This is a genomic window from Pseudomonas protegens (assembly GCF_003732485.1).
Lineage (GTDB): Bacteria > Pseudomonadota > Gammaproteobacteria > Pseudomonadales > Pseudomonadaceae > Aquipseudomonas > Aquipseudomonas protegens_B.
The window spans coordinates 1-22977 of record NZ_MOAK01000013.1 but is presented as its reverse complement, the minus strand read 5'-3'; the positions used below and the strand labels follow the sequence as shown (position 1 = coordinate 22977).

Annotated in this window: 16 protein-coding genes; 12 read left to right on the top strand and 4 right to left on the bottom strand. The window is 64.2% G+C overall.

Annotated elements, in window-relative coordinates:
• The 3 genes from BLX41_RS34105 to msrA form a co-directional block, all read left to right on the top strand.
• Positions 1–951, top strand: a 951-nt coding sequence (locus BLX41_RS34105; RefSeq protein ID WP_259744287.1) for a 2-oxo acid dehydrogenase subunit E2, incomplete at its 5' end; no start/stop codon positions are given.
• Positions 952–1261: 310 nt separating this feature from the next.
• Positions 1262–3955 (top strand): sensor domain-containing phosphodiesterase, encoded by a 2694-nt coding sequence (locus tag BLX41_RS00655; protein WP_123723347.1) that lies wholly within the window; start codon positions 1262–1264, stop codon positions 3953–3955.
• 74 nt (positions 3956–4029) lie between these two features.
• Positions 4030–4677: a peptide-methionine (S)-S-oxide reductase MsrA gene (msrA, locus tag BLX41_RS00650; protein WP_123723346.1), complete on the top strand. Its 648-nt coding sequence runs from the start codon at positions 4030–4032 to the stop codon at positions 4675–4677.
• Positions 4678–4737: 60 nt separating this feature from the next.
• Here msrA and BLX41_RS00645 read toward each other — a convergent pair whose 3' ends face one another.
• From BLX41_RS00645 to eutH, 3 genes are all read right to left on the bottom strand, one after another.
• Positions 4738–5574: a 23S rRNA (adenine(2030)-N(6))-methyltransferase RlmJ gene (locus BLX41_RS00645; RefSeq protein WP_123723345.1), complete on the bottom strand. Its 837-nt coding sequence runs from the start codon at positions 5572–5574 to the stop codon at positions 4738–4740.
• 103 nt (positions 5575–5677) lie between these two features.
• Positions 5678–6034 (bottom strand): DUF1937 family protein, encoded by a 357-nt coding sequence (locus BLX41_RS00640; protein ID WP_123723344.1) that lies wholly within the window; start codon positions 6032–6034, stop codon positions 5678–5680.
• Between the two features lie 36 nt (positions 6035–6070).
• Entirely contained in the window at positions 6071–7306 is a 1236-nt protein-coding gene (gene eutH, locus BLX41_RS00635; protein ID WP_123723343.1) for an ethanolamine utilization protein EutH, read from the bottom strand.
• 382 nt (positions 7307–7688) lie between these two features.
• Here eutH and BLX41_RS00630 point away from each other — a divergent pair, with 382 nt between their 5' ends.
• From BLX41_RS00630 to BLX41_RS00605, 6 genes are all read left to right on the top strand, one after another.
• Positions 7689–8453 (top strand): DeoR/GlpR family DNA-binding transcription regulator, encoded by a 765-nt coding sequence (locus BLX41_RS00630; RefSeq protein ID WP_123723342.1) that lies wholly within the window; start codon positions 7689–7691, stop codon positions 8451–8453.
• Between the two features lie 159 nt (positions 8454–8612).
• On the top strand, positions 8613–10019 hold the full coding sequence (locus BLX41_RS00625) for an NAD(P)/FAD-dependent oxidoreductase (protein ID WP_123723341.1): 1407 nt from the start codon (positions 8613–8615) through the stop codon (positions 10017–10019).
• Positions 10006–11262 (top strand): NAD(P)/FAD-dependent oxidoreductase, encoded by a 1257-nt coding sequence (locus BLX41_RS00620; protein WP_123723340.1) that lies wholly within the window; start codon positions 10006–10008, stop codon positions 11260–11262. Before BLX41_RS00625 ends, BLX41_RS00620 begins: the two co-directional genes overlap by 14 nt.
• A gap of 2 nt (positions 11263–11264) precedes the next feature.
• The gene (locus tag BLX41_RS00615; protein WP_123723339.1) at positions 11265–12689 is read left to right on the top strand and encodes a glycerol kinase; all 1425 of its coding nucleotides are present in this window, start codon (positions 11265–11267) and stop codon (positions 12687–12689) included.
• Between the two features lie 224 nt (positions 12690–12913).
• Complete coding sequence (locus BLX41_RS00610; RefSeq protein WP_123723338.1) at positions 12914–14185, top strand: O-acetylhomoserine aminocarboxypropyltransferase/cysteine synthase family protein; 1272 nt, start codon at positions 12914–12916, stop codon at positions 14183–14185.
• Positions 14186–14294: 109 nt separating this feature from the next.
• Complete coding sequence (locus BLX41_RS00605; protein WP_123723337.1) at positions 14295–14789, top strand: DUF2165 family protein; 495 nt, start codon at positions 14295–14297, stop codon at positions 14787–14789.
• A 73-nt stretch (positions 14790–14862) separates the two neighbouring features.
• On the opposite strand, the gene putP is transcribed toward BLX41_RS00605, so the two are convergent.
• Positions 14863–16347, bottom strand: a complete 1485-nt coding sequence (putP, locus tag BLX41_RS00600; RefSeq protein ID WP_123723336.1) for a sodium/proline symporter PutP — start codon at positions 16345–16347, stop codon at positions 14863–14865.
• Positions 16348–16414: 67 nt separating this feature from the next.
• On the opposite strand from putP, the gene BLX41_RS33300 reads away from it, so the two are divergent.
• From BLX41_RS33300 to BLX41_RS00590, 3 genes are all read left to right on the top strand, one after another.
• Positions 16415–16759 (top strand): hypothetical protein, encoded by a 345-nt coding sequence (locus tag BLX41_RS33300; RefSeq protein ID WP_148059669.1) that lies wholly within the window; start codon positions 16415–16417, stop codon positions 16757–16759.
• A gap of 51 nt (positions 16760–16810) precedes the next feature.
• On the top strand, positions 16811–20764 hold the full coding sequence (gene putA / locus BLX41_RS00595; RefSeq protein WP_123723335.1) for a trifunctional transcriptional regulator/proline dehydrogenase/L-glutamate gamma-semialdehyde dehydrogenase: 3954 nt from the start codon (positions 16811–16813) through the stop codon (positions 20762–20764).
• Between the two features lie 264 nt (positions 20765–21028).
• Positions 21029–22831, top strand: a complete 1803-nt coding sequence (locus tag BLX41_RS00590) for an acyl-CoA dehydrogenase (protein ID WP_123723334.1) — start codon at positions 21029–21031, stop codon at positions 22829–22831.
• Positions 22832–22977: the final 146 nt, after the last annotated feature.

Genomic DNA, 22977 nt, shown 5'->3' with positions numbered 1-22977 from the left:
GGCCCCCCGGCCGCCGCACCTGCCAAGCCAGGCGCGAAAGTGCACGCCGGCCCGGCCGTGCGCCAACTGGCCCGTGAGTTCGGCGTCGAGCTGAGTGCTGTCGGTGCCAGCGGTCCGCATGGTCGCATCCTGAAAGAAGACGTGCAGGTCTACGTCAAGGCCATGATGCAGAAGGCCAAGGAAGCGCCAGCTGCTGGCGGCGCAACCGGTGGCGCGGGCATCCCGCCGATTCCGGTCGTGGACTTCAGCCGCTTCGGTGAAATCGAAGAAGTGCCGATGACCCGCCTGATGCAGGCCGGCGCCGCCAACCTGCACCGCAGCTGGCTGAACGTGCCGCACGTGACGCAGTTCGACTCGGCCGACATCACCGAGCTGGAAGCGTTCCGCGTTGCGCAGAAGGCCGTTGCCGAGAAGGCCGGCGTCAAGCTGACCATCCTGCCGCTGCTGCTCAAGTCCTGCGCGCACCTGCTCAAGGAACTGCCGGACTTCAACAGCTCCCTGGCACCAAGCGGCAAGGCGATCATCCGCAAGAAGTACGTGAACATCGGCTTCGCCGTGGACACCCCGGATGGCCTGCTGGTACCGGTGATCAAGAACGTCGACCAGAAGAGCCTGCTGCAACTGGCGGCCGAGGCGGCTTCCCTGGCGGAAAAGGCCCGCACCAAGAAGCTCTCCGCGGACGAGATGCAAGGCGCCTGCTTCACCATCTCCAGCCTCGGGCACATTGGCGGCACCGGCTTCACGCCGATCGTCAACGCGCCGGAAGTGGCGATCCTCGGTGTTTCCAAGGCCACCATCCAGCCAGTCTGGGACGGCAAGGCCTTCCAGCCGAAGCTGATGCTGCCACTGTCCCTGTCCTACGATCACCGTGTGATCAACGGCGCGGCTGCCGCTCGCTTCACCAAGCGTCTGAGCGACCTGCTGGGCGACATCCGCACTATTCTGCTGTAACCGGCGTACCGGCCCACCCTCATGGGCGGGCCGGTAACCCACGCTTTCCGAGCGCCACGCTCGTACCTCAACCCCGTCAATTTGGCGGGGCTTTTTTTGCCAAAAAAACGTCGCCAATAGCCCGTCATTCAGGGCTGCGAAAGGCCGAAAAAGTAACTTTGCAGAAATCCCTCAACCTGCCGATATAGGTTTATAGCACTTAGCCTTCATCTTACTTGTCAGTCGATGCCGCATGATGCAACCTTGCCGCAGGTAACAGTAAAGAGGGCGTGAGCCCGGCGCGATCAGCAATTTCGAAGCGAGTTTCCCCATGAAAAGCCAACCCGATGCCGCCAGCCGTATGGTGGCCGAGGTAGTGACGCAGTTGCCCGTGCCCTCGCGGCTCGGCATGTTGCGTTTCGAACGGCTGAATGAAGCGAGCTGGGCGCTGCTGTTTCTCGATCCCAATTGCGAACGTCAGTTCGGTCTGCCCGCCGTCGAACTCTGCGCCCTGGTCGGCTCCCCCTATGCCAGCCTGATGGAGCCCGAGGCGCGTTATCAGCTGCACGACGCCATCCAGCAGCAATTGAGCACCAGCCCCCATTACCTGATCCGCTACACCCTGCACACCGGCCAAGGGCCCTTGAGCATCCTCGAGCTGGGGGAAGCCTACAAACAACACAACCGGCATTTGCTGCGCGGCTACCTGCTGGTGGTGGAAGGTCTGTTCAGCGACGCCTCGCCAATGCCGACCGTGGATCTGGAAACCCAGAACACCCGCCTGCAGATCGCCCTGGAACTCAACCAGCGAGCCCAGCAGGAGCAGTTGCAGCATCTGGAGCGGGTACGTGCGCAACAGGACCTGATCCTGCTCCTGACGCGCCAACGCTACAGCACCAGCAACTCCCTGAAGGAAGCCGCCGAGCTGATCACCCGCAGTGCCTGCGACATCTACCAGATCGACTGCGCCAGCATCTGGAACCTGGAAGACCAGCAGTTGGTGCCGATTGCCGCCTACCACCGCGGCCCCCAGGAATACCGCATGCCGGAGCGCATCGACGCCAGCAGCTTTCCCGATTACCTGGAAGCGCTGCACAGCTGCCGCGCCATCGACGCCCAGAACGCCATGCGCGACCCTCGCACCCGGGAAATGGCCGAGAGCCTGCGTCCACGGGATGTGAATGCCATGCTCGACGCCAGCATCCGCATCGACGGCCAAGTAGTCGGCGTGCTGTGCCTGGAACAGACCGGCATGACCCGGGCCTGGCAGTCCGACGAGATCGCCTTCGCCGGCGAACTGGCAGACCAGTTCGCCCAGGTCATCAACAATCACAACCGGCGCGCCGCCACCAGCGCCCTGCACCTGTTCCAGCGCGCCGTGGAACAGAGCGCCAACGCCTTCCTGCTGGTCAACTGCGACGGCGTGGTGGAGTACGTCAACCCCAGCTTCACGGCGATCACCCAATACAGCACCGAAGAGGTCCATGGCCACCGCCTGTCCGAACTGCCGGCCCTGGAAAACCTCAGCGAGCTGCTGTTCGACGCTCCGTCCAGCCTGGCCAAGAGCAACAGCTGGCAGGGCGAGTTCAAGAGCCGGCGCAAGAACCTGGAGCCTTACTGGGGCCAGCTGTCGATCTCCAAGGTCTACGGCGACAATCGCGAGCTGACCCACTACATCGGCATCTACGAAGACATCACCCAGACCAAGCTTGCCCAGCAACGCATCGAGCGCCTGGCCTACACCGACAACCTGACCAACCTGGGCAACCGCCCAGCGTTCATCCGCAACCTCGACGAACGCTTTGCCCGAGACAGCGATACCCCGATCAGCCTGCTGCTGGTGGACATCGACAATTTCAAGCGGATCAACGACAGCCTCGGCCACCAGACCGGCGACAAGCTGCTGATCAGCCTGGCCCGGCGCCTGCGCAACAGCCTGAGCCCCAGCGGCAGCCTGGCGCGCTTTGCCAGTAACGAATTCGCCGTGCTACTGGACAACACCGACCTGGAAACCGGGCAACAGATCGCCAGCCAGTTGCTGATGACCCTGGACAAGCCGATGTTCGTCGACAACCAGTTGATCAGCGTCACCGGCTCGGTCGGCCTGGCCAGCGCGCCACTGCATGGCCGCGACCCTCAGACCCTGATGCGCAACGCCGGCCTGGCGCTGCACAAGGCCAAGGCCAACGGCAAACACCAGGTGCAGGTCTTCACCGAAGCCCTCAATGCCGAGGCCAGCTACAAGCTGTTCGTCGAGAACAACCTGCGCCGGGCCCTGACCCAGAACGAACTGGATGTGTTCTACCAGCCCAAGCTGTGCCTGCGCAGCGGCCGCCTGCTGGGGATGGAGGCGCTGCTGCGCTGGAACCACCCGGAAAAGGGCATGATCCGCCCGGACCAGTTCATCAGCGTGGCGGAAGAAACCGGCCTGATCATCCCCATCGGCAAGTGGATCGCCCGCCAGGCCTGCCGCATGAGCAAGCAACTGACCGCCGCCGGCATGGGCAACCTGCACGTGGCCATCAACCTGTCGCCCAAGCAGTTCTCCGACCCGGACCTGGTGGCCTCCATCGCCAGCATTCTCAAGGAAGAGCAACTGCCCTCCTCGCTGCTGGAGCTTGAGTTAACGGAGGGCTTGCTGCTGGAAGCCACCGACGACACCCACCAGCAGCTTGAACAGTTGAAAAAGCTCGGCCTGACCCTGGCCATGGACGACTTCGGCACCGGCTACTCGTCCCTGAGCTACCTGAAGAAATTCCCCATCGACATCATCAAGATCGATCGCAGCTTCATCCACGAGATCCCCGACAACCAGGACGACATGGAAATCACCTCGGCTGTGATCGCCATGGCTCACAACCTGAAGATCAAGGTGGTCGCCGAAGGCATCGAGACCGCCGAGCAACTGGCCTTCCTGCGCCGTCATCGCTGCGACGTCGGCCAGGGCTACCTGTTCGACCGGCCGATCCCCGGCACCGAGCTGATTGCCAAGCTCAAGCGCTATCCCCGCGGCCCAATTGCCTGACAGCGCTGTAACACTCGGGCAAACTGCGTGTCTATCCTCTTACCGACTCCCCAACCTGACTGGAGGACCGACACATGGTCTTGCGCTCGGAAATTCTGGTGAACAAAAACGTGCTTCCAACCAAAGAACAAGCTCTGCCCGGCCGTGAAACCCCCATGGCCCTACCTGCCGAACACTACGTCAACGGCAACCCGTTGCTGGGCCCGTTTCCGGGCAATGTGGATTTCGCCATCTTCGGCCTGGGCTGTTTCTGGGGTGCCGAGCGGCGTTTCTGGCAGCGCGAAGGCGTGTTCAGCACCTGCGTGGGTTATGCCGGCGGCTTCACCCCGAACCCGACCTATGAAGAGGTCTGCTCGGGCCTGACCGGCCATACCGAAGTGGTGCTGGTGGTGTATGAGCCTGAGAAAGTCAGCTACAAGGAGCTGCTGGCGATGTTCTGGGAACTGCACAACCCGACCCAGGGCATGCGCCAGGGCAATGACATTGGCACCCAGTACCGCTCGGTGATCTACACCACCAACCCGACCCAGCTGGAACAGGCGCTGCACAGCAGGGATGTGTTCCAGGCGGAACTGACCAAGGCCGGCCTGGGCGACATCACCACTGAAATCGAAGAAGCCCCGACCGTCTATTTCGCCGAGGCGTACCACCAGCAGTACCTGGCGAAGAATCCCGAAGGCTATTGCGGGATCGGCGGCACTGGCGTGACCTGCCCGATCTGATTTTTTGCCGGTAAGCCGGCTCCTACAACCTCCTGTAGGAGCCGGCTGGTCAGCGAACGCTTACTCGGCGATCAACCAGTCCATCTGCCAGCCGCCCTGGGTCTGGCCGAGCTTCTTCGACAGCCACGGCAGCAGCTCGCGCAACTCCTCCTCCAGCCCCCAGGGCGGATTGGCAATCGCCAGTCCCGAGCCGTTGAGGCTGTTGGGCGTATCCAGCGGATGCACCAGCAACTCCACCCGCAGCAGCTTCGGCGCACCGGTACCGGCCAGGTCCTGGTAGAAGCGTCGCAGGGCGCGCTGGTCCTTGACCGGGTACCAGATGGCCGCCACGGTCTGGCGCATGCGGCCAATGGCCTCCTTCAACGACGCAGCGCAGCGCTGCATCTCGTCCAGTTGCTCGAAAGGCGGGTCGATCAGCATCACGGCACGTTTCTCAGCCACCGGCAGCAACGCTCGGGCCACATGCCAACCTTCCCCCAGATGCACCGCCACGCGACGATCACCCTTCATGTTGTCCTTGAGCAGCAAGCCGTCTTCCGGGTGCTTTTCGTTGAGCAGCACCCGGTCCTGGGAACGGGTCAGGCGCCGAGCCAGTTCCGGCGAGCCGGGGTAGTAACGCAACTCGCCATCGGGGTTCATCTTGTGCAGCACCTGCATGTAGTCGGCGGTCAGCGCCGGCAGATCTGCGTCGCCCCACAACCGTGCGATGCCTTCCAGGTACTCGCCGGTGCGCGTGGCCTGGTCGCCCTTGAGGTCATACAGGCCGATACCGGCGTGGCTGTCGAGGTAGGCGAACGGCTGCTCCTTGCGCGACATCAGGGCGATGAGGCGGGTCAGGGTCAGGTGTTTGAAGACGTCGGCGTGATTGCCGGCGTGGAAGGCGTGACGATAGTTCATGGTTGCTCCTGCGCAGGGGGGCAAGTTTACCCTGTGCGCAGGCTGTCGTCAGTTCAGAGCGGGGCCGTACCCGGCGCAGGCGACGACGGGCACGGCCGGGGTTTCAGGCAAACTCGTGGCTGACTTGCGACCACAGGCTGACCCGCCGCCCGGACGTTTCGAACACTTCGATCTCGCGCTTGATCCCGCCACTGTCCTTCCAGCCCGGCAGGTCGAGCACGATCAGCTCCTCCATCATCGCCATGTACAGCGCATCCACCGGCGCCCAGAGCTTGCCGATGGCGGCATTGTCCTTGCCCGCCAGGCACAGGTTGATCGGGTGGGACATGCTCACCTGGCTGAACACCGCATGGCCGGCTTCCAGTATCTGCGCCGCGACCTGGTTGCATTGGAGAAAACGCTCGTGGATGACGGCCGGCTCGGAGTGACTGTAGGGGCAGGCCAGGAAAATCTTGCGCATCGTTACCTCGACTTCAGGGATAGGTGACGCGGGCCGTCAGGCCCGCGCAGGTTGCAGGGCAAAGGCCGCGGCCTGTTCCTGCTCTTGCTGCTCATAGCGCTGGGCGGCCGGCACCGAGATGCGGATGGCGATCGCCACCGCCAGCAAGCCGCCGAACAGTTTGCCGAGCAGAATCGGCAGGATCAGGCTTGGCTGGAAGTTCGCAGTGAACGCCAGGTGGTCGCCGATCAGAGCCTGGGCGCAGACCCCCAGGGCCACGCACAGCACCTTGTCGCGGGCGGTCATGTGCTTGAACAGGTGGAAGGTGGCGATGATGTTGGCAAACACCATGATGAACCCCGCGGCACCGGTGCTGGACAGGTTCAGATGGCGTCCCAGCAGCTCCATGGGCTTCTTGCAGTAGCGCTGGAACAGGTAGCAGATGGGGAAGGTACCGGCGAGCATGATGCCGATGTAGCCGGCGATTTCGATGGCCCGGAACAGCTCCTTTTCGTCGGCGAACATCGGGTCGAAGCCCCAGCCGCCGAAGTTGATGCTGAAGAACTTGGTGAAGTGCTCGACGATGCTCAGGGCCAGGATCAGCTTGATCGCCGCGTCCATGATCTTGCCGAACACCAGGAAGCCCCTGACCATCATCTGCGGCCGGTAGCGCAGCCCCGCCGCCAGCAGGAAGCAGAACACGAACAACGGCGCCAGCAGCTTGAGCATGTCGACGAAGCCCAGGGACAGGTAGTACAGCGCCTCGGAGTTGGTGGAAACGATGTCCCGCACCGGCAACTGGGTGGCGGTGATGATCAGCAGCGACATCAGCACCGCGAACGGAATGCTGATCAGCCCGGCCATGGCGCCCAGGGCCAGGTACTTGTGGTCCTTGCGCTCGAGCATGGTCAGGCCCACCGGGATCAGGTAGACGATGGTCGCCCCGGAGGTGTAGCCCACCAGCATCGCGGTGATCCACAGGTCGCGGTTGGCGGTCAGGGCGTTGGCCAACTGGTAGCCGCCCATGTCCACGGCAATGATCGACAGCGCCGCGATGGAGACATCCGAACCCAGGGCGTTGAAGAACGGCCCCAGGGCGTGGGAAATGCCCTGGGACAGGTAGGGAATCGCCACCATGATCCCGGCCTGGGCCAGGAACACCGGACCGATGGAGTGGATACCGTTGACGAACTCCTTACCCAGGCCACTCTCGGGCTTGATGATGGATGACAGGGCGCCGATCACGGCGCCGAGCATGATCAGGTAAATGACGTAATTTCCAAATTCAGCCATGTGGGTTCATCTCTCTGAGCGTCATTTATAGGTTTCCCCCGCCGGGGAAGTTCTTGTCGAGGCCAGCTCTGGTCGCCCCTCGCGAAGGCGAGCGATGGATCAGGTGATGAAACACAGGGCATATCCCGTGCCACAATGTGTATTAGTTGTGGTTTTTACTTAAAAACAATCAAATATCGGTCAACAAACTTTTGCAACATTGACCCGATCGGCCGCTGGCTTTGATCCGACCCCATGACTGCTGGCCATTGTGAAACGTGCAAGTAAATGCTTAACTTTTCCATCGAACTTGACCGAATACGCACATCAACGAGCCAGAAGTGTGCGTAAGTAACAAAAAATGCCCATTTGTGTGGCGAAGTACCACTAAACGGAAAACACCATGCGCCCCAACGAACGACGACAGCACATTCTCGAACTCCTGCGGCAGCGGGAGCGGATCTCTGTGGAAGAGCTGGCGCGCATCACTGCCACATCCCAGGAAACCATCCGCCGCGACCTCAGCGACCTGGCGGAAAACGGCCTGGTCACCAAGTTCCATGGCGGCGCAGCCCTGCCTCCCACCGGCGAGCACGAAAACACCTTCCAGACCCGCATGAACGAACACGCCCAGGAGAAGCGCGCCATCGCCCGCTACGCCGCCGGCCTGTTCTGCGCGGGCGACAGCATCTTCATCGATACCGGCACCACCACCCTGTTCTTCGCCCGGGAACTGGCGCAGCACACCCGCCTGACAGTGATCACCAACTCCCTGCCGATCGCCGGCTGCATTGGCGAGTCGGGCAATCGGGTGTTCATGATCGGTGGTGAATATCGCCCCGACTCGACCCAGAACGTCGGCACCCTGGCCCTGGAGCAGATCACTCGCTTCAACGCCGAGCACGCGGTGATCACCATCGGCGCACTGAATGAAGACGGCGCCATGGACTTCTCCATCGAAGAAGCCGAAGTGGCTCGCGCCATGATTGCCCAGGCCCGTCAGCTGACGGTGATCGCCGACTCTTCGAAGCTGGAACGACGCGGTCTGTTCAAGGTGTTCCCGCTGGAGCGCATCGACCGTCTGGTGATCGATCGTCAGCCCGGCCCGGAGCTGCTGGCGGCCCTGGAGAAAGCCGGCGTGGAGGTGCATCTGGTGCCGCAGCCCTGAACCCGGGGCTATTGCCGCAGGCAGTTTTTACACACCAAAAACCACAGTCAATTGACCGATACATGACCGAATAGAAAATAAAAACAACAATCATGGCCCGCATTATGCTTTGATTCCTGCACAGATCCTTGGGCGTTACCGCAGGAAACAGGCATTTATATGACCGAACTTTATCCGAAGAATGTGACTTTCGATGTGGCCATCGTCGGTGGCGGGGTCGTGGGTTGCGCCATGGCACGGCGCTTCGCCCTGGAAGGCGCCCGGGTGTTGCTGCTGGAAAAGGGCAGTGACATTCTCTCCGGCGCCAGCAAGGCCAACAGCGCCATCCTGCACACCGGCTTCGACGCCCCCAGTGGCAGCCTGGAACTGCAGTGCATGCAGGCCGGCTACCAGGAATACCTGGAAATCCACTCGGCCATGAACCTGCCGCTGCTCAAGAGTGGCGCACTGGTGGTGGCCTGGAACGCCGAGGACCAGGCCCGGTTGCCAGGGATTCTCGCCCAGGCCCAGGCCAATGGAGTCGACAACGTGCGCCTGCTGGAACGCAGCGAGATCCTCGCCCTGGAGCCCCACCTGGCCAATCACGCCGTGGGCGCGGTGCTGGTGCCCGACGAACACCTGATCGACCCCTGGTCCGCGCCCCTGGGCTACCTGCAACAGGCCATGGCCCACGGTGCCCGGGTGCAGTTGCAGTGCGAAGTGCAGCAAGGCCAGTTCGATGGGGAGGCCTGGACCCTGCACACCAACCGCGGCACCCTGCGCAGTGCCCAGGTGATCAACTGCGCCGGGCTGTTCGGCGACACCCTGGAGCACAACCTGCTGGGCCACAGCGAATTTCGCATCATGCCGCGCAAGGGCCAGTTCGTGGTCTTCGACAAGGCCGCGGCCAAACTGCTGGAGCGCATCGTCCTGCCGGTGCCCAACGAACGCACCAAGGGCATCGTCCTGACCCGCACGGTGTACGGCAACCTGCTGGTGGGCCCCACCGCCGAAGAACAGGAAGACCGGATCCACGCCGGGCTCGACGGGCCGACCCTGCAAAGCCTGATCGATGCCGCCGTGGAGCGAATTCCCGGCCTCGCCGGGATGCCGGTCACCGCCACCTACGCCGGGCTGCGCCCCGCCAGTGAAAAGAAGGAGTACCGGATCCAGGCCGACCACGCCCGGCACTGGATCACCGTCGGCGGCATCCGCTCCACCGGGCTCACCGCCGCCCTGGGCATTGCCCGGCATGTCTACGGTCTGTACAGCCAACGCCGCCAGCACCAGCCGGTGCGCGAACCGCTCTGGCCGCAGATGCCCAATCTGGCAGAGCACTTGCCCCGCGACTGGCAGCGCCCCGGCTATGGCGAAATCGTCTGCCATTGCGAACTGGTGACCCGGCGCGAAATAGAAAGCGCCCTGCACAGCCCCCTGCCCCCTGGCGACCTGGGCGGACTCAAGCGCCGCACCCGCGCCTGCATGGGGCGCTGCCAGGGTTTCTATTGCTCGGCCCAGGTCGCCGAACTGAGTGCCAGCCAACTGGCCGTTCCACTTGCCACAGGTCGTTGCCATGAACAGCACTGAACTTCTTCAGGCCGAAGCGGCCATTATCGGCAGCGGCCCAGCGGGCCTGGCGGCGGCCATCGAACTGCGGCGCCAGGGCATCGGCCCGGTGATTGTCATCGAGCGTGAAAGCGAGGCCGGCGGCATTCCCCGGCACTGTGCCCACCCGCCCTTCGGCATGCGCGAGTACCAACGCATTCTCAGCGGCCCGGCCTACGCCCGGCGCAATGTCGAAGCCGCGCTGAAAGCCGGCGTGATCCTGCTGCTGCGGCACACCGTGGTCAGCCTGGAGCCCGGCGGCCTGCTGCGCCTGGCCAGTCCCGACGGGCCACGGCTGATCCAGGCACAGAAGGTGCTGATTGCCACCGGCGCCCGGGAAACCCCGCGCTCGGCACGCCTGCTGTCCGGCGACCGCCCGGTGGGGGTGATCAACACCGGGGCCCTGCAGAACTTCCTCTATGTGCAGCACCTCAAGCCTTTCGAGCGGCCGCTGATCATCGGCACCGAGCTGGTCAGCCTGTCTGCCGTGCTCAGCTGCCGGCGCGCCGGTATCCGCCCGGTGGCGGTACTGGAAGCCAATAAACGAGCCACCGCCCGCTGGCCGCTGTCGGTGTTCCCAAGGTTGCTGGGCATCCCCATGCACTTTGGCGCCGAGCTGCTGGCGATCAATGGCTGCGGCCGGGTGGAGTCGGCCCGGGTGCGCCTGGCCGACGGCCAGGTCCGCGACATCCCGTGCGACGGTGTGCTGCTCACCGGCCAGTTCACCCCGGAGTCGAGTCTGGTGCGCCTGAGCCACCTGCAACTGGACAGCGGTAGCGGGGGGCCGAAGATCGACCAGTACGGCCGCTGTTCGGACCCTGCCTACTTTGCCGCCGGCAACCTGCTGCGGCCGATCGAGACGGCCGGCTGGTCCTACCGCGAGGGACGGCGCATCGGCAGCCTGATGGCCCTGGCCCTGAGCGGCCAGCTACCCGATGCCCATGACGCCCTGACCCTGAAGTACGCCGCCCCGATCAAGCTCGGCGTGCCGGGCCGCCTGGTGCGCGGCGAGCTGGCGGGCCTGGCGCACATCCAGTTGCGGGTCAGCCAGGCGGTCAGTGGCACCCTGCGGGTCCGCGCCCAGGGCCTGGAGCTCTGGAGCCGACCGGTCTCGGCACTGCCGGAACGGCGCCTGCTGATCCCCATCAAGGACCTGCACCTGCCGGAACATTTCGACCAACTGGACATCTGCATCGACCAGGCCGTCCCACAACAAGAGAAATGACCATGCGAATAGCCGCACTTGACCAGGGCACCACCAGCACCCGCGTACTGGTCGTGGACATGCACGGCCGTGCCGACATCCAACTGGCGCTGCGCCACCAACAGCATCACCCGCGTCCGGGCTGGGTCGAACACGACCCGCTGGAGCTGCTGGCCAACCTGCAACGCTGCCTGGAAGCCACCGGCCGGGTCGACGCCATCGGCCTGGCCAACCAGGGTGAAAGCTGCCTGGCCTGGGACGCCGTCAGTGGCGCGCCGCTGTCGCCGGTAATCGTCTGGCAGGACAACCGCAGCACCGCGCGTATCGAAGAACTGCGCGCCAGCGGTGCCGAAGCCCTGACCCTGGAGCGGGCGGGGCTGCCCCTGGATGCCTACTTCTCCGCCAGCAAGCTGGCCTGGATCGTGGAAAACCTGCCGGCGGCGCAGGCCGCCCTGAGTGCCGGCCGCCTGCGCCTGGGCACCACCGATGCCTACTTTCTCGATCGCCTGACCGGGGTCTACGCCACTGACATCACCACCGCCTCGCGCACCTCGCTGATGAATCTCGCCACCGGCCAGTGGGACCCGCAGTTGTGCCAGCTGTTCGGCGTGCCCATGCAGGCCCTGCCGGAAATCCGCGCCACGGTCGGCGACTTCGGACGCATCGGCCAGACCCCCATCAGCGCCTCGGTGGTCGACCAGCAAGCCTCGCTGTACGGTCACGGCTGCCGGGAGCCGGGGGACGCCAAGATCACCTTCGGCACCGGCGCCTTCGCCCTGACAGTCACAGGCGAACAGATCATCCGCGCCCCGGAGAAAGGCCTGCTGGCCACCGTCGCCTGGCAGGCCGACGGCAAACCGGTGTATGCCATGGACGGTGGTGTGTACGACGCCAGCGCCGCGGTGGAATGGGCCGGGCGCCTGGGCCTGTTCAGCGATTTTTCGGAACTGGCAGCCTTCGATCAGCCACCGGCGATTTCCCGCGAGCTGGCGTTTGTCCCGGCCTTGTCCGGGCTTGCCTGCCCGCACTGGGATCGCAGCGCCGGGGCGGTGTGGATCGGCATGAACGCCGCCACCACTCGCCAGGACCTGTGCCAGGCCGTGCTGGAAGGCGTGGCCCTGCGCAGCGCCGAAGTGATCACGGCGATGGACGATCACCTCAACGTCACCGACCAGTTGTCGATTGACGGCGGCCTGGCCCGCAGCCCGTATTTCGCCCAGTTCCTGGCCGATATCCTGCAACGTACCATCGTCACCCAGCGCTTCGACGAACTCACCGCCCTGGGCTGCGCCGCCCTCGCCGCCCGGGGCCTGGGTGTGGAGCTGCCGGAACTGGACAACACCCGCACCCACTACCGCCCCCGTATCGAGCGGGCCACGGCAGAGGCCTGGCGCAGCACCTTCAGTGGCGCCGTCAAGCGCTCCCAGGGTTGGTCCCACCCCCGCTGAAACGCTCCAGCGGCCAAGGACGGCCGCCCCTGTCCCTGCACGCCGCGGCCGCCCCCTTGCCCATCCACCGCGCCTATTGGACACTGACGCGCCCGCCCGCGGCCAAGCGGCGGGCACATCAAGCGGTTGCTGGCGACTCAGACACACGGGACCACTGACTGCTGCGCGGGCACACGACCTGCCTGGCTGTGCTCATTAATGGATTATTTCTGAGTCGAGGATTTATGAAAGACGCAACGATTGCGCTGCACCATGGATTCAAGTCGGACCCGACCACCAAGGCCGTGGCCGTGCCCATCTACCAGAACGTCGCCTTCGAGTTCGACAACGCCCAGCACGGCGCTGACCTGTTCAACCTCGATGTGCCCGGCAACATCTACACCCGCATCATGAACCCCACCAACGATGTGCTGGAACAGCGCATGGCCGCCCTGGAAGGCGGGATTGCCGGGCTGGCGGTGGCCGCCGGCAGTGCAGCCATCCACTACGCGATCCAGACCCTGACCCAGGCCGGGGACAACGTCGTGTCCACCCCGCAGCTGTATGGCGGCACCTACACCCTGTTCGCCCACCTGCTGCCCAGCTTCGGTGTCCAAGTGCGCTTCGCCCGGGACGACTCCCCCGAGGCCATTGCCGAACTGATCGACGACAGGACCAAGCTGGTGTACTGCGAGAGCATCGGCAACCCGGCGGGCAATATCGTCGATATCGAGGGCCTGGCCCAGGCCGCCCATGCCCGCAACGTGCCGCTGATGGTGGACAACACCGTGGCCACGCCGATCCTGTGCAAGCCGATCCAGTTCGGCGCCGACATCGTGGTGCACTCGGTGACCAAGTACGTCGGTGGCCACGGCAACTCCCTGGGCGGAGTCATAGTCGACAGCGGAAATTTCCCCTGGGCCGATCACCCGCAGAAGTTCGCCAGCCTCAACACTCCGGAGCCGGCCTACCACGGCGTGGTCTACACCGAGAAGTTCGGCCCGGCGGCCTTTATCGCCCGGGCCCGCACCGTGCCGCTGCGCAACACCGGCGCAGCATTGGCGCCGATGAACGCCTTCCTGCTGCTGCAAGGCCTGGAGACCCTGGCCCTGCGCATGGAACGCCACACCGACAACGCCATCAAGGTGGCGCAGTTCCTCAAGGCCCACCCCCTGGTGGCCTGGGTCAGCTACGCCGGCCTGCCCGACCATCCGCACCATGAACTGGCGCGCAAGTACATGCAGGGCAAGCCGTCGGCGATCCTCTCCTTCGGCCTCAAGGGCGGCTACGCCGCGGGCGTGCGCTTCTACGACGCACTGCAGATCTTCAAACGCCTGGTGAACATCGGCGACGCCAAGTCCCTGGCCTGCCACCCGGCTTCCACTACCCACCGGCAAATGAACGAAGAAGAGCAGGCCAAGGCCGGCGTCAAGCCGGAGATGATCCGCCTTTCGGTCGGCATCGAAGCCATCGAGGACCTGCTCGAAGACCTCGACCAGGCACTGAAACAAGCCTGATCCATCGGCCCTGGCAGCAGACGCCAGGGCTTCCTCCGCCGCGTTGGCACCGACGCATCCGCCCCCAACCAGCCCCCAGGATCATTACTCGCCCGCAAAGGAACCCAACATGATTGTGCGTTACGTAAAAATCACCATGACCCTGGCAGTGGCGGCGTTCGCCCTGCTGGTGGCTTACAACAACATCAGCGACTACGGCTCCAACTTCGCCTTTGTCCAGCATGTGCTGAGCATGGACAGCGTATTCCCCGGCAACACCGCCACCGACCGCGCCCTGACCCTGCCCCTGCTGTGGAATGTCGGCTACTGGCTGATCATAGCCGGCGAGGCCTTGACCGGTGTCTTGCTGGTCGTTGGCGCCTTGCACCTGTGGCTGGCGCGACACGGTGTCGCCAGCTACTTCAACCGGCGCAAACGCTGGGCCGTTGCCGGCTTCTGCCTGGGCTTCTGCGTCTGGTTCTTCGGTTTCATGGTGGTGGGTGGCGAGTGGTTCATGATGTGGCAATCCCAGACCTGGAACGGCCAGGACGCGGCCTTCAAGTTCTACATGGCGATCCTTGGCGTGTTGATCTTCCTCAACCAGCCCGACGCTGAACTGCACTAAAAAAAACGGCCCGCTGCAGTAACGCAGCGGGCCGTTTTCATTGCCCCGAACCATCAGGGCAGGATTTGCGCACTCAGTGGTTGAGCTTGAAATCCTTCTCGGCCGCTTCGAAACGCTGAACCATGCCAGTGCTCGGCGCGCCCAGCTTGCTTACCAGCAGGATTGCCAGGCTGGCGAAGATGAAGCCCGGGATGATTTCGTACAGACCCAGCAGAGCGAAGTGTTTCCACAGGATCACGGTAACGGCACCGACGATGATCCCCGCCAGCGCGCCGTCGCGGGTCATGCCTTTCCACAGCACCGAGATCAGCACCACAGGACCGAACGCCGCACCGAAGCCGGCCCAGGCATAGCTCACCAGGCCCAGCACGCGGTTTTCCGGGTTGGCGGCCATGGCGATGGCGATCAGCGCCACCACCAGCACCATGGCGCGACCGACCCAGACCAGCTCCAGCTGGGAGGCGTGCTTGCGCAGGAAGGCTTTATAGAAGTCTTCGGTCAGGGCACTGGAGCACACCAGCAACTGGCAGCTCAGGGTGCTCATTACCGCCGCCAGAATGGCCGACAGCAGCACACCGGCGATCCACGGGTTGAACAGCAGCTTGGCCAGTTCGATGAACACCCGCTCAGGGTTCTCGGTCACGGGACCGGCCACCTCAGGATGCGCCGAGAAGTAGGCGATACCGAAGAAGCCCACGGCTACGGTGCCGCCCAGGCACAGGATCATCCAGGTCATGGAGATGCGACGGGCGTTGGCGATCGACTTGACCGAATCCGCCGCCATGAAGCGCGCCAGGATGTGGGGTTGGCCGAAGTAGCCCAGGCCCCAGCCCATCAGCGAGATCACGCCGATGAAGGTGGTGTTCTTGAGCATGTCGAAGCTGGTCGGGTCCTTGGCTTCAATGGCCAGGAAGGTGGTATCGACGCCACCGGTGGCCAGCAGCACGATGATCGGAGTCAGGATCAACGCGAAGATCATCAGCGTGGCCTGCACGGTATCGGTCCAGCTCACCGCCAGGAAGCCGCCAACAAAGGTGTAAGCAATGGTCGCCGCCGCGCCAGCCCACAGCGCCGTCTCGTAAGGCATGCCGAAGGTGCTTTCGAACAGACGGGCACCGGCCACGATCCCGGAGGCACAGTAGATGGTGAAGAACACCAGAATCACCACCGCGGAGATGATGCGCAGCAGGCCGCTTTTATCTTCGAAACGGCTGGAGAAGTAGTCCGGCAAGGTCAGTGCGTCACCGTTGTGCTCGGTCTGCACCCGCAGACGACCGGCAACGAACAGCCAGTTCAGGTAGGCACCGACGATCAGTCCGATGGCGATCCAGCTCTCCGACAGACCGGACATGTAGATGGCGCCCGGAAGGCCCATCAGCAGCCAGCCACTCATGTCGGAAGCACCGGCAGAAAGCGCGGTAACCACGCTGCCCAGGCTGCGACCGCCAAGAATGTAGTCGGAAAGGTTGTTGGTGGAGCGATAGGCCATGAAACCGATCAGCACCATTGCTGCGATGTAGATCACGAACGTGATCAAGGTTGGATTGCTTGCACTCATTGAGTTACGCCCTGGCTTTGTTTTTATGGTGCGGCGACCACTGCCACCCGCCGCCAAACGATGACGCTTGGAAGACGATCAGGCGGGTCGCGCATTTATGACTGATGTTTCCCCAGGAAAGCCATCAGCCGATGAACCGCTCCGCAAGGACGGTTGCACCTTGGGCGCGAATCCTATGCAACAAAATGAACAAGGTGCAACCAATTTGCATCGAATCAGTTGCACCTTGTCGAATAATCGACTTCTAACGACGTTTTTGCTCCCTTTTGGAGCAAGAAATGTTTCTTTCAGAAGCAAAGGCACCATAAGGATGCATGGCATTTCATGTAGGAAATTTATTCCTGACAAGCTGCCGCTTTTTCCGCTTAAAAATGGGTTGCACCCGGTTGCACCTATTTCAGCGCACGGATAATCTTGCCGCCAGCTGATGCCACACGTGCGTGGCAAACATGAGGATAAAAATATGGCTACCACCACCCTCGGGGTCAAACTCGACGACCCAACCCGCGAGCGCCTCAAGGCCGCCGCGGCCTCGATCGATCGTACGCCGCACTGGCTGATCAAGCAGGCGATTTTCAATTACCTGGAAAAACTCGAGGGTGGTGCAACCCTGACCGAGCTGAGCAGTGTCACCACCAAGGACGGCGAGGATGCCGGCGAGGTGCAGACCGATCACGCCCACCAATGCTTCCTCGAATTCGCCGAGAGCATCCTGCCGCAATCGGTGCTGCGTGCCTCGATCACCGCCGCCTACCGTCGCCCGGAACCGGAAGTGGTACCGATGCTGCTGGAGCAGGCACGCCTGCCGGCCGCCACCGCCGAAGCCGCCAACAAACTGGCCGCCTCGATCGCCGAGAAGCTGCGCAACCAGAAGAGTGCCGGCGGCCGTGCCGGTATCGTCCAGGGCCTGCTGCAGGAGTTCTCCCTGTCGTCCCAGGAGGGCGTGGCGCTGATGTGCCTGGCCGAGGCTCTGCTGCGTATCCCGGACAAGGGCACCCGTGACGCGCTGATCCGCGACAAGATCAGCACCGGCAACTGGCAGCCGCACCTGGGCAACAGCCCGTCGCTGTTCGTCAACGCCGCCACTTGGGGCCTGTTGCTCACCGGCAAGCTGGTGTCGACCCACAACGAGGCCGGCCTGACCTCTTCCCTGAGCCGCATCATCGGCAAGAGCGGCGAGCCAATGATCCGCAAGGGCGTGGACATGGCCATGCGCTTGATGGGCGAGCAGTTCGTCACCGGCGAAACCATCGCCGAAGCCCTGGCCAACGCCAGCAAGTTCGAAGCCAAGGGCTTCCGCTATTCCTACGACATGCTCGGCGAAGCCGCACTGACCGAGCACGACGCACAGAAGTACCTCGCCTCCTACGAGCAGGCCATCCACTCCATCGGCAAGGCCTCCCACGGTCGCGGCATCTATGAAGGCCCGGGCATCTCCATCAAGCTCTCGGCCCTGCACCCGCGCTACAGCCGCGCCCAGTACGAGCGCGTGATGGAAGAGCTGTACCCGCGCCTGCTGTCCCTGACCCTGCTGGCCAAGCAGTACGACATCGGCCTGAACATCGACGCCGAGGAAGCCGACCGCCTGGAGCTGTCCCTGGACCTGCTGGAGCGGCTGTGCTTCGAGCCACAGCTGACCGGCTGGAACGGCATCGGCTTCGTGATCCAGGCCTACCAGAAGCGCTGCCCGTACGTGATCGACTACGTCATCGATCTGGCCCGTCGCAGCCGTCACCGCCTGATGATCCGCCTGGTCAAGGGCGCCTACTGGGACAGCGAGATCAAGCGCGCCCAGGTCGAGGGCCTGGAAGGCTATCCGGTCTACACCCGCAAGGTGTACACCGACGTCTCCTACATCGCCTGCGCCCGCAAGCTGCTGTCGGTGCCGGAAGTCATCTACCCGCAGTTCGCCACCCACAACGCCCACACCCTGTCGGCGATCTACCACATTGCAGGTCAGAACTATTACCCCGGCCAGTACGAGTTCCAGTGCCTGCATGGCATGGGCGAACCACTGTACGAGCAAGTGGTGGGCAAGGTTTCCGAAGGCAAACTGAACCGTCCGTGCCGCGTGTACGCGCCGGTGGGCACCCACGAAACCCTGCTGGCCTATCTGGTCCGCCGGTTGCTGGAAAACGGCGCCAACACCTCGTTCGTCAACCGCATTGCCGACCAGTCGATCTCGATCCAGGAGCTGGTGGCCGATCCGGTGAACCAGATCGAGCAGATGGCCACCCTGGAAGGCGGCTTCGGCCTGCCGCACCCACGCATTCCGCTGCCGCGTGACCTGTATGGCGCCGAACGCGCCAACTCCGCCGGCATCGACATGGCCAACGAACATCGCCTGGCGTCGCTGTCCTGCGCCCTGCTGGCCACCGCCCACAACAACTGGAAAGCCGCACCGATGCTCGGTTGCGCCGCCAGCAGCGAAACCCCGGCACCGGTACTCAACCCGTCGGATCATCGCGATGTGGTGGGTCATGTCCAGGAAGCCACGGTAGAAGACGTCGACAACGCCATCCAGTGCGCCCTCAACGCCGCACCGATCTGGCAGGCCACGCCGCCGGCCGAACGCGCCGCGATCCTGGAGCGCGCCGCCGACCTGATGGAAGGCGAGATCCAGCCACTGATGGGCCTGCTGGCCCGCGAGGCCGGCAAGACCTTCGCCAACGCCATCGCCGAAGTGCGTGAAGCCGTGGACTTCCTGCGCTACTACGCGGTGCAGGCCCGCAACGACTTCAGCAACGACGCCCACCGTCCACTGGGCCCGGTGGTGTGCATCAGCCCGTGGAACTTCCCGCTGGCGATCTTCAGTGGCCAGGTCGCCGCGGCCCTGGCTGCCGGCAACCCGGTACTGGCCAAGCCGGCCGAACAGACCCCGCTGGTGGCGGCCCAGGCCGTGCGCCTGCTGCTGGAAGCCGGGATTCCCGAAGGCGTGCTGCAACTGCTGCCGGGCCAGGGCGAAAGCGTCGGTGCCCGCCTGGTAGGTGACGAGCGCGTCAAAGGCGTGATGTTCACCGGCTCCACCGAAGTCGCGCGTCTGCTGCAACGCAACATCGCCGGGCGCCTGGACAACCAGGGTCGTCCAATTCCGCTGATCGCCGAGACCGGCGGCCAGAACGCCATGATCGTCGACTCCTCGGCCCTGACCGAACAAGTAGTGATCGACGTGGTGTCCTCGGCCTTCGACAGCGCCGGCCAACGTTGCTCGGCCCTGCGCGTACTGTGCCTGCAGGAGGATTCCGCCGACCGCGTGATCGAAATGCTCAAGGGCGCCATGGCCGAAAACCGCCTGGGCAACCCGGAGCGTCTGTCGGTGGACATCGGCCCGGTGATCGACGCCGAAGCCAAGGCCGGCATCGAGAAGCACATCCAGGCCATGCGCGACAAAGGTCGCAGCGTGTATCAGATGGCCATCGCCGACAGCGAAGAATGCAAGCGCGGCACCTTTGTCATGCCGACCCTGATCGAGCTGGAAAGCTTCGATGAGCTGCAGCGCGAGATCTTCGGTCCGGTGCTGCACGTGGTGCGCTACAAGCGCAAGGACATCGACCAGCTGATCGCCCAGATCAACGCTTCCGGCTACGGCCTGACCCTGGGTGTGCACACCCGGATCGACGAAACCATTGCCAAGGTGGTGGACAACGTCAACGCCGGTAACGTCTACGTCAACCGCAACATCGTCGGTGCCGTGGTCGGCGTGCAGCCGTTCGGCGGCGAAGGCCTGTCGGGCACCGGCCCGAAAGCCGGCGGCCCGCTGTACCTGTACCGCCTGCTGTCGACCCGTCCGGTGGATGCCATCGAGCAATCCTTCGTCCGTGCCGATGCTGCCAACGCTCCGGACCTGCGCCTGCGCGAAATCCTGAGCAAGCCGCTCAATGCCCTGCAAGCCTGGGCCGAGAGCAGCAAGCTGGTAGAACTGGCGAGCCTGTGCAAACAGTTTGCCGGCCAGTCGCAAAGCGGTATCACCCGCCAACTGAATGGCCCGACCGGCGAGCGCAACAGCTACGCCATCCTGCCCCGCGAGCACGTCCTGTGCCTGGCGGAGGTGGAGGGCGACCTGCTGACCCAACTGGCAGCCGTGCTGGCCGTCGGTGGCTCGGCGGTGTGGCCGGAAAGCGATCTGAGCAAGGCGCTGTTCGCCCGTCTGCCGAAGGACGTGCAAGCGCGCATCCAGCGGGTGGCCGATTGGACCAAGGACGAAGTGGTGTTCGACGCGGTCCTGCATCACGGCGACTCTGACCAACTGCGCGGCGTTTGCCAGCAAGTGGCCCAGCGTGCCGGAGCCATCGTTGGCGTCCAGGGTCTGTCCCAGGGCGAGACCGCGATTGCCCTGGAGCGCCTGGTGATCGAGCGCGCCCTGAGCGTCAACACTGCTGCGGCCGGCGGCAACGCCAGCCTGATGACCATCGGCTGATCGCCGAAGGTTCTGCTGCATCGATGGGCGCCCTCACCGGCGCCCATTTTTTTGCCCGTCCTCTGCAGGAGCCGGCTTGCCGGCGAAGAGGCCCTTGAGCCCTGCATCGCCCTCCCGTGACGCCTTCGCGGGCAAGCCTGCTCCTACGCAAGCCGGCGTCTACAGAGGTTTTTTGGGCTTTGCATCACCGCGATCAATCTTGCTATCCAGCCTTTATTCACCCGCATAGACTCGGCCCACTCCCTAATCATCAGGTAAGCCGCCATGTCCGAGACCTTGCTCAGTTCCCGCAATCTGGCCTTTGAGCTGTATGAGGTACTCGACGCCGAGGGCCTGACCCAGCGTGAGCGGTTTGCCGAGCACAACCGGGAGACCTTCGATGCCGCCCTGGGCACCGCTCGCAACATAGCCGAGAAGTTCTTCGCTCCCCACAATCGCAAGGGCGATGAACACGAGCCGCGCTACGAAGACGGCCAGGCGGTGCTGATTCCGGAAGTGAAGCCGGCGGTGGATGCCTTCCTCGAAGCCGGCTTTCTCAATGCGGCTCGCAGTTTCGAGGCCGGCGGCATGCAGTTGCCGACCCTGTTGTCCCAGGCCTGCTTCGCCCACTTCCAGGCGGCCAACGCGGCCTCGACCTCCTACCCGTTCCTGACCATGGGCGCCGCCAACCTGATCGAGAGCTTCGGCACCGACGAGCAGAAGCAGCGCTTCCTGCAGCCGATGATCGACGGCCGCTTCTTCGGCACCATGGCCCTGACCGAGCCCCATGCCGGCTCGTCGCTGTCGGATATCCGCACCCGCGCCGAACCCGCTGGCGACGGCAGCTACCGCCTCAAGGGCAACAAGATCTTCATTTCCGGCGGCGACCATCCGCTGTCGGAAAACATCGTGCACATGGTCCTGGCCAAGCTGCCGGACGCACCACCCGGGGTGAAGGGCATTTCGCTGTTTATCGTGCCCAAGCTCCTGGTCAACGACGACGGCAGCCTGGGGCCGCGCAACGACGTGCTGCTGGCCGGGCTGTTCCACAAGATGGGCTGGCGCGGCACCACCTCCACCGCGCTGAACTTCGGCGATAACGGCCAGTGCGTGGGGTATCTGGTGGGCAAGCCCCATCACGGCCTGAGCTACATGTTCCAGATGATGAACGAGGCGCGGATCGGCGTCGGCATGGGCGCGGTGATGCTCGGCTACGCCGGCTACCTGTACTCCCTGGAATACGCCCGCGAACGCCCTCAAGGCCGCCTGCCGGACAGCAAGGACCCGAGCACTGCGCCGGTGGCGATCATCCAGCACGCCGATGTGCGGCGCATGCTGCTGACCCAAAAGGCCTACGTCGAAGGCGCCTTCGACCTGGGGCTGTACGCGGCGCGGCTGTTCGATGACACCACCACCCTGGCCGGCGAGGCCGAGCGCCAGCAGGCCCATGAACTGCTGGACCTGCTGACGCCCATCGTCAAGTCCTGGCCTTCGGAGTTCTGCCTCAAGGCCAACGAACTGGCGATCCAGATCCTCGGTGGCCACGGCTACACCCGGGAATACCCGGTGGAGCAGTACTACCGCGACAACCGCCTGAATCCGATTCACGAAGGCACCCACGGCATCCAGTCCCTGGACCTGCTGGGACGCAAGCTGGCGCAGAACGGCGGTGCCGGGCTCAAGCGCCTGATCCGCCTGATCGTCGAGACCGGCGAGCGGGCCCGCGCCCATGAATCGCTGGACACCCTGCGCCTGCCCCTGGAACAACTGGTGACGCGCCTGCAGAGCGTGACGCTGGGCCTGCTGGGTGATCTGGCCGGCGGCAAGGTCACCGGCACCCTGGCCAACTCGGCGCTGTATCTGAAGGCCTTCGGCCATGCGGTGATCGGCTGGCGCTGGCTGGAACAGGCCATCCGGGCCGAGGAAGGACTGGCGCGGGCAGTGGCGGCGGATCGGGATTTCTACCTGGGCAAGTTGCAGGCCGCGCGCTACTTCCTGACCTGGGAAGTACCAGGCTGCCAGCACGAGCTGGCACTGCTGGAAACGCGGGACGATACCTGCCTGAGCATGCAGGACGCCTGGTTCTGAGGCCACGCAGGAGCCGACTGCCGACGAAGGCAGCCCGGCCTGACGCACCGCGGCGCATGGTTCGCTGGCAAGCCAGCTCCTGCACAAAGCGCCGTTGCTCCCCGTAGGAGCCGGCTTGCCGGCGAAGGCGTCCGGCCTGATACACC